The organism is Neobacillus sp. NPDC058068, assembly GCF_042885335.1.
Taxonomy (GTDB): domain Bacteria; phylum Bacillota; class Bacilli; order Bacillales; family Cytobacillaceae; genus Neobacillus.
This window is the reverse complement of the sequence record NZ_JBHVSI010000014.1, coordinates 84200-100949: the sequence shown is the minus strand read 5'-3', so window position 1 is coordinate 100949 and position 16750 is coordinate 84200. Positions and strand designations below refer to the sequence as shown.

Sequence of the window (16750 nt, the reverse complement as noted above, 5' to 3'; positions counted from 1 at the left end):
GTGTATGGACTGGAGCTCACAAAGAAGAACCACTAATGCTCTTAGTGGTTCTTTTTGGTATGGTTTGGGATGCAACACAATACCAAATTTAATGAATTGGGACAGGCTCCTTGTCACGAAGTGGGACAAGGAGCCTGTAAGCTGTAAACTGTACCCATGTCCCTATATGCCTAGTTTCTTCATCCGATACTGCAGGCTTTGGCGGCTTAGGCCGAGTGATTTAGCAGCTCTTGAAATATTGAAATCGTGTTTCGATAAAACGTGTTCGATATAGGTTTTTTCAAATAACTCCATTTGGTCCTTTAGTGGCACCGTTATATCTGAATTGCCTTTCAAGAAGGTTTCAACCGTGGAAAGAGGCATCATTCTCTCCTTCAATTGCATTTTGCTCCGATATTGATAGGGTAAGTGCAAGTACGTAATGTATTCCTCATCCATCATGATGTTCATCGCTGCTTCGATAATATGCTCAAGTTCACGGACATTCCCATGCCAATCATACTCTAGGAAAGACGATTTGACCTCCTCCGACAACCCTTTTACATTCATTTGAAAACGCTCATTGTATTTTTCAATAAAATTCTCAACCAATAATGGAATATCTTCTTTGCGGTCCTTTAGCGGCGGAACAAAGATCGTTACCACTCCAAGCCGATAATATAAATCTTTGCGCAGCCGCAGATGGGCAATGGCATCAATAGGATCCTCATTCATATTGGCAATGACCCTTACATCAACGGGCGTATCCTTCGTATCGCCAATGCGCCTGATTGATTTTTCCTGAAGGACGCGGAGCAATTTTGCCTGAAGATTTAGATTCAATGAGTTGATTTCATCAAGCAGCAAGGTGCCGCCGTTTGCCTGTTCAAACAATCCCGGGGTATCAACGGCGCCCGTGAAGGCACCGCGCTTCGTGCCAAATAGAAGACTCTCGATTAAATTATCAGGCAAAGCCGCACAATTTTGCGAGATATATGGACCCGATAAACGCGAGCTCCCGTTGTGGATGCTTTGGGAAAAAAGCTCTTTCCCGGTCCCTGTATCTCCCACGATCAACACATAGGAAGAGGTTCGTGTTGCTCGTTTAGCCGCTTCAATCACTTCCTTAATAGCAGGGCTCTTCCCAATTATTTTATCAAAGGTATATTTCGTGGACCCCTTGTTCATATTGCCTTTTATGAGCCGTTCAAGTTTTGTAACATCATTGGCAATTTCAACAGCACCCTCGAGTTTTTCAGCTGTATATATAGGGATGGTATTGTTGATCGTTGTAACTTCATGACCCTTATTATTAAAATAGGTTTGCTTTACGTTCCTCGTTATTTTCCCTTCCTGCAACGCTTTTACAAGGGTACTAGATTGGTCGTCTTTAAACATAAACACGTCTAGAAGATTTTTATCAATAACATCATGGAGATCCATCGACTCCATTTGCATCATTTTTTTATTATAAATAATCGTTTTGCCCGTTTCGTCCACCGCGTGGATTCCAACGTCCACTTCGTCCAAAATCCGTTCATACATCCGTGTTAAATAATACAAATCATTTTGTGATTTCATCATAACGGTTCATTCCCTTTGTTTTTTCCTTATGCACTTATTTAATCAAAAAAAACGTAATAATGCAAAATAATTTGGCACTATTCTTTGGGAATGGGATTTTTCTGCAAAATTTCGTGGCACTAAATTTCGGAAAACCCTAGTAAAACCGCAAAAAAATTATTGGCATGAAACTTGCAATATAAAATGTTAATCCTGCTAATCGAATAAAATCAAGGTGGGCAACGGGATGCTCCATAAAAATAAAGGAGGAATTTTTCATGACTGAAGTAACCACAAAAACAACAAAAATTATTGAACAAACAACTAAATTTGGTGCCAATAACTATCATCCACTGCCAATCGTGATCGCAAAAGCGGAAGGTGTATGGGTGGAAAGTCCAGAAGGAGATCGGTACATGGATATGCTAAGTGCTTATTCCGCTGTGAACCAAGGGCACCGTCATCCAAAAATCATTCAAGCATTAAAGGACCAAGCAGACAAAGTAACCTTAACTTCACGGGCATTTCATAATGATCAGCTCGGGCCTTGGTACGAAAAAATTTGTCAGGTTACAAATAAAAACATGGCTTTGCCGATGAACACAGGTGCTGAAGCAGTGGAAACCGCTCTAAAAGCTGCCCGCCGCTGGGGTTATGATGTCAAAGGAATTGCTGAAAATCAAGCAGAAATCATCGCTTGCACAGGAAACTTCCATGGACGGACAATGGGAGCGGTATCGTTATCCTCTGATCCGGAATACAAACGCGGTTTTGGTCCGTTGCTGCCTGGTATTAAGTTAATTCCTTATGGAGATTTGGAAGCATTAAAGGAAGCGATCACACCTAATACGGCAGCATTCTTAATAGAACCAATTCAAGGCGAAGCGGGGATCATTTTACCTCCTGAAGGATTCTTAAAGAAAGCATCCGAGCTATGTAAAGAAGAAAATGTCTTGTTTATTGCTGATGAAATTCAGGTTGGTTTAGCGCGGACTGGAAAAATGTTTGCCTGCGATTGGGAAGAAGTAGAACCTGATATGTTAATTTTAGGTAAAGCCCTTGGCGGCGGAGTTTTCCCAATTTCCTGTGTTGTCGCTAATTCTGATGTCCTTGGCGTCTTTAATCCAGGTTCACATGGTTCCACGTTTGGAGGAAACCCGCTAGCATGTGCAGTTTCTCTTGCTGCTTTAGATGTAATAGAGGAAGAAAAGTTAGCGGAACGGTCCCTTGAATTAGGAAATTATTTTCTTGAACAGTTAAAAACTATTAATAATCCAATCATTAAAGAAATCCGGGGCAGAGGCTTGTTTATCGGGGTTGAACTAACCGAAGCCGCAAGACCTTATTGTGAACAATTAAAAGAAGCAGGTTTATTATGCAAAGAAACACATGATACGGTTATTCGCTTTGCACCGCCGTTAATTATTACAAAAGAAGAGATTGATTGGGCAGTCGAGAAAATTCAGAACGTCTTATCATAAAAATCTTGAAATACTCTTTCCATTCAAATGGGAAGAGTATTTTTTTGCATCTATGGTGCAAAATTATTTTAAAATAGTGCCAAAATTATTGGCACCTTTTTTCAATAATTGTTCAAATATAGGGAATTTTACATTGGCATATAAATTGCATACTTAATATGTATTGAAATAGTAAAAATATTAGAAAGATTTAGTCGTTGATAGAAATACGCTAATGCACTAATCTTTTTGAGTAACTACGGTTTACTATTTTAGAAAAAGGGTTTTAAAATATTGAAAGCGTATTCTTTCTATGGAAGTGGGGAGGAGCGGCGCAAAAGCGAATCAGCATTGATGGTGGCTTGTAATGCAATATTTGTTTTCAGGGATAAGGGGGAAGGTTAATGAATTTACAGGAGAACAATGCAACACATGAATTAAAAAGAACAATGAAAACAAGGCATTTATTTATGATCTCTCTAGGCGGGGTAATTGGTTCGGGGCTTTTCTTAGGATCGGGTTACACGATTAGCCAAGCGGGACCAGCCGGGGCAGTTCTTTCCTATTTTGTTGGAGGCATGATTATGTTTCTAACGATGCTTTGTTTAGGGGAATTATCGGTTGCGATGCCTGTATCGGGATCATTCCAAACCTATACGACCAAATTTATTGGTCCCGGAACGGGCTTTGCACTTGGCTGGCTTTATTGGCTTGGCTGGTCTGTAACGGTAGCGCTGGAGCTATTAGCTGCGGGGCAGCTCATGCAAAGATGGTTTCCGGGTACACCTATTTGGATTTGGTGTGCGATATTTGCCGTAGTATTATTCTCACTGAATGCTCTTTCAGCACGTGCATTTGGTGAAACAGAATTTTGGTTCTCCAGTATTAAAATTTTCGCTATCCTTGCTTTTATTGTCCTTGGCGGAGCGGCGATGTTTGGTTTAATTCACATGAAAGGCGGACAACCAGCACCGTTTTTCTCAAACTTTACAGCACATGGTCTCCTGCCGCATGGGTTTACGGCTTTAATTATTACGATGATTGCAGTTAACTTTTCGTTTCAGGGCACAGAATTAATCGGGATTGCTGCCGGTGAAAGTGAAGAACCAGAAAAGACCATCCCTAAATCGATTAAGCAAACAGTTTGGCGGACGCTGTTTTTCTTCGTTTTAGCCATTTTTGTCTTAGCCAGTTTGATTCCTATGAAACAAGCAGGCGTTGTTGAAAGTCCCTTTGTGGTTGTTTTTGATAGTATCGGTATTCCTTATGCAGCAGACATAATGAACTTTGTCATCCTTACGGCATTACTATCCGTTGCAAACTCTGGGCTGTATGCAGCAACACGGATGCTCTATGCGATGTCGAAAGAGAAAATGACCAGCCCTAAACTGACAAAAGTAAATAAACAAGGAGTTCCGTTTAACGCCCTAGTGTTAACGATTGGAATCGCATTATTATCGTTATTATCAGGCTTTTTCGCTGCGGAAACGGTATTTGTTTGGCTGCTCTCTGTTGCAGGTTTAGGTGCGCAAGTTGGCTGGATTTCTATTACGGCTTCACAGATTGCTTTCCGCAGAAAATTCATCCGCGAAGGCGGTAAAGTGGAGGATCTTAAATTTAGAACACCGCTATATCCTGTGCTTCCGATAATCGCTCTAACCTTAAACTGTATCGTATTGGCGAGCTTAGCTTTTGACTCAGAACAACGCTTAGCCCTTTATTTAGGAGTACCATTTGTAATAGCATGTTACCTCATTTATCATTTTAGAATTAAAAAGAACCGCGAGCACGACGGTGTCGGCGAACAAGAACTACAACTGCAAGAAAATAAAAAAATGATTATCTAAACTTATGAATTCAGCCCCTGTTGCGGTAAAGCGGCGGGGGCTTAGTTTATAATTGAGATTGAAACTCCAAACTAGTAGGATGTTGGTATATAAATTATCGAGAGGCAGGAATAAATCATGATAGCAAAAATTGAAAAAAAGGAAAGAGGCTGCATCGCTCATTTCGAACGCCACGTAGAGCATTCCGTTAAAGAAGTTTGGTCATGGTTGACTGAAAACGAAAAACTAGCCCAATGGTTTAACGAACTTCGAGTCGGCGAGCTTCGTGAAGGCGGGTTCATGAAGTTTAATATGCCGGATGGCACAGTTGAAGAGCTACCAATAACTGAACTAAAAAAGCATGCAGTATTTGAATTCTCCTGGTGGGCAGACAGTGTTCGTTTTGAGTTGGCACAGGAATCGAACGGTTGCAAATTAGTCTTAATCGAACGGATCGAGAAAATTACAGATCATACTCCAAAGGACCTTGCCGGCTGGCACGTATGTCTCGATGTGATTGCGGCATTAATGGACGGCAAAACCATCGCTAGGATGGAAGAATGGAAAAAATGGTATGAAGAATATATACAGGTTATTGGAGAAGTGACTCAAAGTTAGAATCAAGGTGCTAGCCCCCCATGATTAAGATGTTAAGTGGTAGGGGAACCCTTACTATACGAAATAGATCCTTCACTATAAACCGGCAATTTTCAACAAAATCCCTTACATTTAAACTAATCAAACAATTGATTAAATTACTAGAGTCAATGAAATGTCTGGTTAGAAAACAAATCAAACGTTTGATTAAATTTCTGAAGTCAATTAAGAGGTACCAATTAAGTTTTCCGTTTTATCCATTTTAAGTTAAAAAAGCACTGCGAACAGTTCGCAAAATATAACTGTTTGCAGTGCCTCTTTTAATAAGAAAACTAATACCTCAATGAAACCTTTACTATCTCATCTCCGAAATTTACTTCAATTAACTTTTCAAAGTCATTTACCATATCAAAGCTAATCTGCTGGACAAGTACATTCTCCTTTATGAGCCCCTCAAAGCGTTGAATGGTTTTTTTACCATTCTCCGTTGCTGAAAAATCGAGTGATATATACTTCTCAACAGGTAGATCTAATTTTTTACGTTTATCTTGAATCGCTCGGATTAGTTCTCTCACTTGGCCTTCGTCCACTAATTGAGGTGTGAGTTTTGTATCTAACAATACCTTTAACTGCTGATCGCCAGCCATCTCAAATCCAGATGAAACCATATATTCGACAGTAATATGTTCACTTAGTAATGTTACCGTTTGTCCGTTAACATCGATTTCAAGTTGACCATTAGCTAATAATGATTTTTTCTCATGATCTGGCATTTGTTCGACGTAACCCTTGACCGTATTTACCAGCTTACCGAATGCCGAACCTGCTGTTTTAAAATTTAATTTAAAAACAAGCGATTCATATTGAGATAGATCTTCTGTAAAAACAACCTCTTTAACATTTAACTCATCTTTAATGACATTTTCGTAGGTTTGAAAATTACGGCTGCCTTCTTGCTGCCATACAATCATTTGCTGTAAAGGCTGCTTAACCTTCATGTTTGTCGCATTGCGAATACTGCGGCCGAGCTCCACGATTTTCAGGATTGTTTGCATGTCTGCCTCCAAATCAGGATGAATCATGGAATCATTAGCTTTCGGATAGTCTTGTAAATGAACACTATCTTGATGCAGCTTCAAATGGATATCTTCTGCCACATATGGTACAAATGGAGCCAACAAACGACTGATTGTCGTGAGTGTTTCAAATAGTGTTGAATAAGCAGCTCGTTTATCTTCTGAAAGTCCGGAAGCCCAAAAGCGGCTTCTTGACCGCCGTACATACCAATTACTTAATTCTTCAACTAATGCTGCAATCTCGCGTGTTGCTTGCGTAAATTGATATCGATCCATATGGCTCACAACCAGCTTAACTGTACTATGAAGACGTGAAAGGATCCATTCATCCAGGATTGTTTTTGTGCCTGTCTGTTTGGGATCGTAGATAAAACCATCTATTTTTGCGTACATCGTATAAAACTTAAACGTATTATCCAGTGTATCAACCAATTTTGATTTTGCGTCTTGGACAGTCTTTTTCGAAAAACGTTTCGGATTCCATGGCGAGCTATCGACTAAGAAGGCCCAGCGAAGTGCATCCGCACCGTATTCCTTGATGAGTTCAACAGGATCTAATGCATTACCTTTGCTTTTAGACATTTTTTGACCATGCTCATCAAGTACGTGCCCCAGTGACAAGACGTTTTTGTACGCTGCTTTTCCTGTGAATAGGGTGGAAACAGCGAGAAGGCTATAGAAAAATCCTCTCGTCTGGTCAATTCCTTCGATGACGACATCGGCAGGGAATTGTGTTTGGAATTTTTCTTTATTGCCAAATGGATAGTTATACTGTGCAAATGGCATTGATCCACTATCAAACCACACATCAATGACTTCAGGTGTTCGTTGCATGGTGCCTTTACATTTCGGACAGAAACACTTTACATCATCGATATAAGGTTTATGCAGTTCGATATCATTTGGTACTGGTGTTGCCGCTAGTTTTTGGAGTTCCTCGATACTGCCTGGTGACACTTCATGCTGACAATCAGAACATTGCCAAACATTTAAAGGTGTACCCCAGTAGCGATTTCTGCTTATATTCCAATCAACGAGGTTTTCAAGGAAGTTCCCAAAGCGTCCGTCTTTAATATGGTCCGGATACCACGTAACGGTCGCATTGTTTGCAAGCATCTTCTCCTTTAAAGCCGACATCCTGATAAACCAGCTATCCGTAGCGTAGTAAAGTAACGGTGAGTCACATCTCCAGCAATGTGGGTAGCTGTGCTCATATTTTTCTTTATGAAAGAGTGTGCCTTTTTCTGATAGCATTTTAATAATATCCACGTCACAGTCCTTGACAAATCTCCCGGCAAGCTCGGTAACGTCTTCTGTGTAACGACCTTGGAGATCGACAACATTGATAAACGATAAACCATTTTGCTGAACGGTTTTATAATCATCTTCTCCGTAAGCTGGGGCAATGTGAACAATCCCTGTTCCACTCGCTTCCGTGACGTAATCGGCTAAAACAACATGATGTCCATTCTCCACAGCCACATAATTGAATGGTGCTACATACTGTACACCTGCAAATTCACTGCCGCTATGCTCACTTAATACCGTGACATGTTCCCCAAGGACTTTTTCTACTAATGATTTAGCAACGATATAAACGACATTTCCTTTTAAGGCACGAACATAGGTTAAGGTTGGATTCATGGCGAGGGCAACGTTTGCCGGCAATGTCCAAGGTGTTGTTGTCCAGCCTAAGAAATATTCATCTTCCGCATCAAGCCGTTTAAATTTAACAGTAGCAGATAAATCCTTCACATCTTTATAGCCTTGTGCGACCTCATGCGAACTTAATGAAGTTTGGCAACTCGGGCAGTATGGTGAGACACGATGGCCCTTATAGAGGAGTCCATCCTTGTGAACTTTGCTTAAAATATGCCACACAGTCTCGATGTATTCATTGCTTAACGTCAGATAAGGGCTATCCATGTCAACCCAATAGCCTAACTCTTCTGTAAAGGAGCGCCATTTCTTCTCATAGGTGAATACACTTTCCTTGCATTTATTGATAAAAGGCTCAATACCATAGCGTTCAATTTCTTGTTTCCCTGAGATCCCTAGCTGTTTTTCGACACCTAACTCAACCGGAAGGCCATGTGTATCCCAGCCGGCCTTTCGTTCCACTTGAAATCCTTGCATGGTTTTGTACCGTGCGACCACATCTTTAATCGTTCGCCCAAATGCATGACCTACATGGGGCAGACCATTTGCCGTTGGCGGACCTTCGTAAAAAACAAAAGGGGTTTTACCTTCTCTTAATTGAACAGATTGCTTAAAAGTATTTTCTCCTGTCCAATAATGACGGATATTCTCCTCACGCTGGACAACAGATTCCATTCTTTCATTTGCATTCATCGATATCGCTCCTTTTCAAAAATGGTTAAAAAACATACAAAAAACCCCGTCCCATGAAAGGGACGGGGTTAACCGCGATACCACCCTAATTCTATTGAACCGATCCAATAGCACTTAGCAACGTACAATCATACGTGTTCCTTGTAACGGTAGACGCCCGGTTAGACTTACTACAAGTTTCAGCCTAACTTCTCAGAGAGGATTTTCACGAAACACTCGAACACCGACTTGCACCAATGTGTCGGCTCTCTGTGGATCAAGACGAAACGCTACTTTTTCTCATCAACGAATTTGTATGCTTTTATTGGGGTACATTGTAACAGAAATAAAAATGGCTGTCAAAGTATTTTGGGGAAAATGTGTAATTATTACGAACGGTCTTTGATAGCTAAAATGTTGGGGAATAGCTAGAAGGAGAAAATATATCTGGGTCTCAATAAAGGTGGGGTGTTGAGAATGATGAAAAATACAACAAAAACTGTTAAAGCTCTAAACGAGGAACATTATATAAATTTAGTGGATAAATGGGTATCGCATTATCGCTCATTTACTACGAAGGGAAGAAACGCGTCGTACATCCCTGCGCTGGAAAAAGCGAACTCATCACATTTAGGTATATGTATCATAGGACCGGATGGAACAATGATTAAATCTGGCGATGGGGATGTTACATTTACCTTGCAAAGTATTTCTAAAGTGATTAGCTTTATCGCAGCATGCTTGCACTATGGAATTCCTTATGTATTAGAAAGAGTAGACTTAGAACCAACTGGTGATCCCTTTAATTCCATTGTTCGTTTAGAAATAAACAAACCTGGAAAGCCTTTTAATCCCATGATTAATACTGGAGCGATAACAGTTTCTTCCCTTCTTCCGGGAGATACTGCTAATGATAAATTAGAACCGATCTGTTTATTAATGGAGAAAATGATCGGAAAACGTCCACCATTCAATGAAGAAGTATTCCAGTCAGAATGGCTAACGGCCTATCGAAATAAAGCGATTGCCTATTATTTGAAAGAGATAGGTTTTTTAGAAGGGGATGTTGAACTAGCATTAGAGGTTTATTTGAAGCATTGTTCAATCGAAGTTAATACCGAAGATATTGCGTTAATCGGCTTAGTCCTTGCATATGATGGTTACCACCCAATCCGAAAAGAGCAAGTTCTTCCTAAAGAGTTAGCTAGGATAGCAAAAAGTTTAATGTTAACCTGTGGAATTTATAATGCTTCAGGGAAATTCGCTGCCTTTATTGGTGTGCCAGCAAAGAGCGGAGTGTCTGGTGGAATTATGGTGAGCGTTCCCAATCGTGTTAGAACCGAAGCATCTCCATTTATGGAGGGATGTGGAATAGGTATTTATGGGCCTGCTGTTGACGAATACGGAAGCAGTGTTGCTGGTTTAATGTTACTAAAACATATAGCCAATCGCTGGGATCTAAGCATTTTCTAGGGGAAAGGGTACAGTTTACAGGCTCCTTGTCCCGCTTTAAGTTGTTACTAGTTGACTCCGGTGTTGTACTGGAGTCTTTCTATTTATCCCGTATTAACGGGCCGTAAGATCCCACTTCAAGACTTTGGTACAAAAATTGAAAAAATGTTTGATTAAATCCTTCGGCACCATACCACAAGATTGTAAAATTAGATATAGTGTGGACCTTTTGGAATCATTCCAAACGTGTAAAAATGTTGGAAAGGGGATTAAAAGTAGTGTTTAACGATTTTAAGCTTATAGAAGGCCGTCCTGTCTATATTCAACTGAAGGAATACTTGAAAAGAATGATTACGAACGGGCACTTGCTTGAGAACCAAAAGCTTCCATCCACCCGTGAACTTAGCTCTTTACTATCAGTAAGCCGAAATACCGTGTTAACAGCTTATGCCGATTTGGAACAGGAAGGTCTTATTTATGCGGTAAAGGGAAAAGGAAACTTTGTTAGTCAAGTAGAGACCTTCAACGCCCCATCTATCCAATTGAATTGGACAGAAAAACTCAATGAGCAGACGTATTTGGCAGATGAATTGGACCTAATGAAGCATGGAGTTCGCTGGAATCATGAAATGATCTCCTTTAATAGTATCGCCCCCGATGAAAAGCTTTTTGATGTAGAAAATTTTAAAAGAGCCTTCTTAAATCGGATGGCCATTGAAGGCAATATCGTTCTTAACTATGGTTATGCCAAAGGCTATAGACCACTGATCGAATACTTGCTTCATTATATGGAAATTAAAGGTGTTGACATTAGGAATAAAGATATATTGATTACCAATGGATTCACCGAAGGTTTAGATCTCCTATTATCCTCTTTTCATAAAAAGAACGGACGTATTCTTTGTGAAAATCCAACCCATCATACGGCGCTAAAGCTGTTTCGATTACATGGCTTTGAAATCGAAGGTATTGATATGGAAGATGATGGTGTCGATGCTTCTAAGCTTGAATCGTCTTTATCAAAAAAGGAGTATGATTTTGCCTACTTAATCCCGTCCTATCATAATCCCACTGGAATCGTTACGTCCTCAGAGAAAAGAAAGGAGATTATGGAGCTTTTTTCTGCCTATCAACTACCTGTCGTTGAAGATGGATTTAATGAAGAATTACGGTATTCGGGATCACATCTGGCGCCGTTGGCTGCCTTTGCAGGAGCCGGTAATAATGTCATTTATATTAGCAGCTTCTCTAAAATTCTTTTTCCCGGCTTACGCGTGGGCTGGATTTTAGCAGACAAGGATTTGATTTATTACTTGGAAAGTATGAAAAGAGCTCGTACCATTCATACATCTACTTTAGATCAAGCGGTGTTATTCCAATATTTAAATGATGGCTGCTTTGAGAAATATCTAAAAAAAGCTAAATCAGTTTATAAGAAAAAATATGAATTAGCTGTTCATTCCTGCCTACAAGCGATTCCTTTTAAACGAATGACAGGAGACGGCGGACTTCATCTTTTTTTACAACTTGAAAATAATATCGATTCACGAAGTCTTTTAGAAAAATGCTCTCAAAAGGGTGTAGTTTTTTTGCCAGGTGATGTTTTTTACACGGACGATAGTGGAAAGGACACGTTACGGTTAGGATTTTCTAGGCTGAAAGAAAGAGAGATTACTCAGGGAATTAAAATCATAGGTGACACAGTAAGAAATGATTTTGGAGGTTAAGAAAATGAAGGTTGGCGTAATTATGGGAGGCGTTTCCTCCGAGAAACAAGTTTCACTTATGACAGGTGAAGAAATGATTGCGAATTTAAATAAAAATAAATATGAAATTGCCCCAATTCAAATAGATAACAAGGAAGATTTGACAGATAAGGTCAAAAACCTCGATGTTGCATTACTTGCACTTCATGGGAAGTACGGCGAAGACGGCACCGTTCAAGGTACCCTTGAAACCCTTGGTATTCCTTATACAGGGAGCGGGGTACTGTCCAGCAGCTTATGCATGGATAAGAATATCTCAAAGAAAATCATCCGCTATGAAGGCGTGCAGACACCGGATTGGATTCACCTTACCAATATAGAAGAACTTAATTTGGATGAACTAGACAAGATGGGGTACCCAGTAGTGGTGAAACCTAATTCGGGCGGTTCGAGTGTAGGCGTAAAAATAGTTTATAATCCAGATACGATAAAGTCTTCAATTGCTGAAGTATTTAAATGGGATGCTGAAGTGATCATTGAAAAGTATGTAAAAGGGGAAGAAATCACGTGTTCTATGCTAGATGGAGAGCTCTTGCCTATTGTTTCTATTCGTCATAAAGCGGAGTTTTTTGATTATACTTCCAAATATGATGATGCCGCGACAATTGAAGAGGTGGTCGAACTTTCGTCTGAAATATATGAAAAAGTTGCTTATGCGGCATTGACCTCCTATAAAGCATTGAAATGCAGCGTTTATGCCCGCATCGATATGATGATTCAAAACGGTAACCCTTATGTCATAGAGGTTAATTCATTACCTGGGATGACGAAGAATAGCCTGCTGCCAAAAAGTGCTGCATCAGCTGGGATCCCTTATAGTGAATTACTTGACTTGATTATAGAAAACTCACTAAAAGTGAGAGCGATTGAAGGGATGAACAATAGATTATAAAGAATGCGAGACCAATGAAAAGGCGCATTTAGACTCCAGCATGGGGCTGGAGTCTATTGTTTAGGTTCAAGTATTTTGTCCTTCTTTTATTAATTGAAAAGATTCCTTTCTATTCCTCATAAATCATCTTCCTCGTCATTCCACCGTCTACGACAAGGTTAATCCCGGTAACAAAATCATTCTCTGTTGCAGTTAAATAAAGACAAGCCCGTGCGATATCATCAGGCTTTCCAACACGCCGTGAAAGATGCTGCTCATGATCCAGTGGGCTTAATTTTGTATAATCACCAGTTTCAATCCAACCTGGAGAAATGGCGTTAACTGTAATCCGATCTTTGCTAAACGAGGCGGCAAGAGCATGTGTAATCGCCACGATTCCGCCTTTTGTAGCTGCATAAGATTCTGAATTAGGCTCAGACATGATGGCTCTTGTGGAGGCAATATTCACAATCGAACCGCCTTCCTTGTTATGGCGCATATATTTTGCTGCTTCACGTGACCCCAGGAACACACTTCTTAAGTTTGTGTTAATGACGTCATCCCATTCATCAATCGATACTTCATAGGGAGACTTGAATAATCCTTTGCCTGCATTATTGATTAAAATATCTATCTGACCGTATGTTTGATTAGCTACTTCCATTAATCGCTCAATATCTGGTTCCAGTCTTACATCTGTTTGGATAAAAAGTGCTTCTCCACCCTGTTCTTTTATCATCCCTACTGTTTGAGTACCTGCTTTTTCATCTATATCTGCTAAAACGACATTAGCCCCTTTTTCTGCATAAAGAAAAGCAATTCCTCTTCCAATTCCATTTCCAGCCCCTGTTATGACCACTGTTTTATTAGAAAAATTCATTGTATTTACACATCCTTTATAAAATACATTACATCTTCCTACTTATAAAAATATCACAAAAGAGGAAGGGGAGGAGAAGGGATAAGAATATTTCTGGAAATAAATAGTTGCTTTTTTATTCGTACCAGTGTACCATTAAGGTAATACACTAATAATAAAGGAGAAGGATGTTTTGATAAAAGGACAATTGTATCTGGAATGGTTGAAACAGCGTGAGAAAGTAATCACGTCCTTTGTCATCATTGTTTTGCTTGGAATCGGACTATCGGTGATTAGCTATGTGAGCCAGGTCAGTTCCGTAAGTGATTTTGTGAGAAATTACATTTATTTTTGGCTCATTGTGTTGCCATTCCTAGTTGTCGTCCCACTGTTTATTATGCTAGAGAAGGACTTGAAAGATCGGCATCTTTGGCTTTATACAAAAGCTTCGCTCCGGCAGCTCTTACATGTAAAAGTACTGTTTCTAGTTCTTGTCTGTACGGTCTTCATTGTTTTCCTGTGTATGGGTGGATGGATTTGTGAATTCATCGTTCAAAACGCAAGCCTTCAATCGATGCTAATGCCGTATGTTATGCTCAGCATTATCGCACTTTTTAAAGTAGTCGTTATGCAGCTTTTATTTTTACTCATTTGGAGTCTTTCTCAAGCGGTTACAGTCTATTCGCAAACCTTAGCACTATTTGTTATCCCGGTAATGTATGTAATCTCGATCATCGTATATTCGAATTATTATGATCTACTTCAAGTGGGAGCAATACCTCTTGATATTAGTGGGATAATTATGCAAAGTAATTCGCTGGGATTATTTTCTTTACAAAACTTGTACGCAGGTGAAATATTATCAGGCGTGTTCATCATTGCTCTTGGTTTGCTCCTGTCCGCCAGACTTTTAAAAACGAAGGTCGGTGATTAAATGGGCATCGATTTTGAAAAAGACCGGCCAATTTATCTGCAATTGGTGGAAAGAATTTGTGGCGAGCTTGTGAGCGGCGTCCGGAAGCCGGGAGATAAACTGCCATCCGTCCGTGAATTCGCGCTGGAAGTTGGTGTCAATACGAACACGGTGCAAAACGTCTACAAGCAGCTTGAACAAATGGAGTTAACGGAAACGAAGCGTGGCCAGGGCACTTTTATTACACCCGATTCTTCAAAAATAAGCTCCATGCGGGAAGAGTTAAAGGAGCAGCTGGTTGACCGTTTTTTGAACAATGTGGAAATGATGGGATTTAGCCAGGATGAAGTACTGCAGACGTTAAAAGAAAGGAGTGAAAGATGAGTGCTAGAGGTGAAAAATCTCCAATTCCACTATCATAAGCAACCTGTGCTTCAAAACGTCAATGTTCAAATTGAACTAGGGAAAATCATTGCCCTTGTCGGCGAAAACAGCAGTGGAAAATCAACATTCCTAAAGCTGCTGGCAAACTTGTTACAGCCATCAAGCGGTCAAGTCTTATTGAACGGTTCAGAAACGACAAGAGCATCACTGGCAGCAATTGCATTTATGTCTGATGATCAACACTATTATTCATATCTTACCGGGGATCAACTGTTTACCTTTTTTGAAACACAATTTCATGATTTTCAGAAGGAAAAAGCGCAGGAAATGGCAAATTACTTGCGGATTGATTTAACAAAAAAAATTTCCAAGATGAGCAAGGGGAACATAAGCCGCTTAAAACTCGCTGCCACCTTTGGAAGAGATGCGAGCTATTATCTGCTTGATGAGCCGTTTTCAGGACTCGATCCGCTCGTGCGCGAGGATGTAGTAAAAAGCTTGATTCAATTTGTTGATTTAGAAAAGGCAACGATACTGATGAGTACGCATGAAATTGACGATGTATCAAGAATCATAGACGAAATCATGATTTTGAAAGACGGAAAGATCATCGCTCATGAAAATTTAGATGATGTTCGTAGCGTTCATGGAATGGAAGCAAAGGAATGGTTTACATCATTTTATAAAAATAAGGGGAGAACTGAGGATGAATAAATGGACAATTTCATTGGCTGTCTATGTAATTGTGTGCATCGGCGCGGTATTAAGTAAGGGGAGTCAAGGATACGATGCGTGGAGCTGGAAGCTGTTTGTCGGGCAAGTATTTGCCATTCCGATTACTTTAATCGTATTTGCAACGCTCCACTTTAGAAGCAGATAAACAGGGACTGTTCCTTGTCCCTGATAATTCTAGGATATTCAAGGTTAAGGGAATTTTAATAGAAACCTCTCCAAACAAATAATCCGGGAATTTTCAATTAAAAAGTCATTCCTGTATAATAGAATTAAATCGTTTGGAAGGAGACCCTAAAAATGCGTTATTTGTTTATCTTGATCATTGCGATTCCTGCAGCTGAAATAGGGTTACTCCTCTTTTCCGGAAAAACAATTGGCGTTTGGCCAACATTGCTTCTCATTATGTTGACCAGCGTAATTGGTGCGTATTTAGCAAAAAGAGAGGGCTTGCAAACGATTCGGAAAGCCCAGGCCCAGCTGCAAAACGGTCAAATGCCAGGTGAGGCGGTATTAGATGGAATTTGTATATTAGCAGGCGGAATACTTCTGCTATTACCGGGCTTCATTACAGACATTAGCGGCTTTTTAATGCTATTCCCGCCAACAAGGCGCGTCTTTAAATTCCTAATGATTAATTCACTAAGGAAAAAGATTCAAAGAGGGAATATAAAAATAATCAGATAACAAACGTCAATTATCTTAATCGGGAGTTGACGTTTTTTTACTTTCTCCGTTTGTATATTTATATTTGAATGGTTCTAAGTTTATATGAAGGACATTCCAATTGCTTTTTAAGTGAGAAATGTCCATCGACGGTATTCCGAAGGACACTTACCCCTGATTTTTAGGTGAGAAGTGTCCATCGGCGGCATCCCGAAGGACACTTTCTCTTAATTTTAGGTGAGAAGTGTCCATCGGCGGCATCCCGAAGGACACTA

The 16750-nt window shown here is 40.0% G+C and carries 14 protein-coding genes and 1 other annotated feature; of the genes, 11 read left to right on the top strand and 3 right to left on the bottom strand.

Annotated elements, in window-relative coordinates; translation table 11 throughout:
* Positions 1–162: 162 nt before the first annotated feature.
* A complete protein-coding gene (locus ACFVSW_RS17300; RefSeq protein ID WP_387317896.1) occupies positions 163–1563 on the bottom strand; it encodes a sigma-54 interaction domain-containing protein in 1401 nt (466 codons plus the stop codon).
* 257 nt (positions 1564–1820) lie between these two features.
* Between ACFVSW_RS17300 and ACFVSW_RS17295 the strand changes: the two genes are divergently transcribed.
* The 3 genes from ACFVSW_RS17295 (at position 1821) to ACFVSW_RS17285 (ending at position 5446) form a co-directional block, all read left to right on the top strand.
* On the top strand, positions 1821–3023 hold the full coding sequence (locus tag ACFVSW_RS17295; protein WP_387317895.1) for an ornithine--oxo-acid transaminase: 1203 nt from the start codon (positions 1821–1823) through the stop codon (positions 3021–3023).
* A gap of 383 nt (positions 3024–3406) precedes the next feature.
* Complete coding sequence (locus tag ACFVSW_RS17290) at positions 3407–4849, top strand: amino acid permease (protein ID WP_387317894.1); 1443 nt, start codon at positions 3407–3409, stop codon at positions 4847–4849.
* 117 nt (positions 4850–4966) lie between these two features.
* Positions 4967–5446 (top strand): SRPBCC family protein, encoded by a 480-nt coding sequence (locus ACFVSW_RS17285; RefSeq protein ID WP_387317893.1) that lies wholly within the window; start codon positions 4967–4969, stop codon positions 5444–5446.
* 311 nt (positions 5447–5757) lie between these two features.
* Here ACFVSW_RS17285 and ileS read toward each other — a convergent pair whose 3' ends face one another.
* The gene (gene ileS, locus ACFVSW_RS17280) at positions 5758–8853 is read right to left on the bottom strand and encodes an isoleucine--tRNA ligase (protein ID WP_483872257.1); all 3096 of its coding nucleotides are present in this window, start codon (positions 8851–8853) and stop codon (positions 5758–5760) included.
* A 55-nt stretch (positions 8854–8908) separates the two neighbouring features.
* Positions 8909–9148: a binding site (T-box leader), on the bottom strand.
* A 164-nt stretch (positions 9149–9312) separates the two neighbouring features.
* On the opposite strand from ileS, the gene ACFVSW_RS17275 reads away from it, so the two are divergent.
* From ACFVSW_RS17275 to ACFVSW_RS17265, 3 genes are all read left to right on the top strand, one after another.
* Entirely contained in the window at positions 9313–10305 is a 993-nt protein-coding gene (locus tag ACFVSW_RS17275) for a glutaminase (RefSeq protein ID WP_387317953.1), read from the top strand.
* 257 nt (positions 10306–10562) lie between these two features.
* The gene (gene pdxR / locus ACFVSW_RS17270; RefSeq protein WP_387317892.1) at positions 10563–12011 is read left to right on the top strand and encodes a MocR-like pyridoxine biosynthesis transcription factor PdxR; all 1449 of its coding nucleotides are present in this window, start codon (positions 10563–10565) and stop codon (positions 12009–12011) included.
* Positions 12012–12015: 4 nt separating this feature from the next.
* Positions 12016–12942, top strand: coding sequence for a D-alanine--D-alanine ligase (locus ACFVSW_RS17265; protein ID WP_387317891.1), 927 nt, complete (start codon positions 12016–12018; stop codon positions 12940–12942).
* A 109-nt stretch (positions 12943–13051) separates the two neighbouring features.
* Here the strand turns inward: ACFVSW_RS17265 and ACFVSW_RS17260 are convergent, their stop codons facing one another.
* A complete protein-coding gene (locus ACFVSW_RS17260) occupies positions 13052–13801 on the bottom strand; it encodes a glucose 1-dehydrogenase (RefSeq protein ID WP_387317890.1) in 750 nt (249 codons plus the stop codon).
* Positions 13802–13973: 172 nt separating this feature from the next.
* Here ACFVSW_RS17260 and ACFVSW_RS17255 point away from each other — a divergent pair, with 172 nt between their 5' ends.
* From ACFVSW_RS17255 to ACFVSW_RS17235, 5 genes are all read left to right on the top strand, one after another.
* Positions 13974–14714 carry a hypothetical protein gene (locus tag ACFVSW_RS17255; RefSeq protein ID WP_387317889.1) on the top strand — a complete coding sequence of 247 codons (741 nt, stop codon included), beginning with the start codon at positions 13974–13976 and terminating at the stop codon, positions 14712–14714.
* Positions 14715–15077 carry a GntR family transcriptional regulator gene (locus ACFVSW_RS17250; protein ID WP_387317888.1) on the top strand — a complete coding sequence of 121 codons (363 nt, stop codon included), beginning with the start codon at positions 14715–14717 and terminating at the stop codon, positions 15075–15077.
* On the top strand, positions 15078–15791 hold the full coding sequence (locus ACFVSW_RS17245) for an ATP-binding cassette domain-containing protein (RefSeq protein WP_387317887.1): 714 nt from the start codon (positions 15078–15080) through the stop codon (positions 15789–15791).
* The gene (locus ACFVSW_RS17240; protein ID WP_387317886.1) at positions 15784–15957 is read left to right on the top strand and encodes a DUF4017 family protein; all 174 of its coding nucleotides are present in this window, start codon (positions 15784–15786) and stop codon (positions 15955–15957) included. The genes ACFVSW_RS17245 and ACFVSW_RS17240 overlap by 8 nt, the downstream gene beginning before the upstream one ends.
* A gap of 152 nt (positions 15958–16109) precedes the next feature.
* The gene (locus ACFVSW_RS17235) at positions 16110–16496 is read left to right on the top strand and encodes an FxsA family protein (RefSeq protein WP_387317885.1); all 387 of its coding nucleotides are present in this window, start codon (positions 16110–16112) and stop codon (positions 16494–16496) included.
* Positions 16497–16750: the final 254 nt, after the last annotated feature.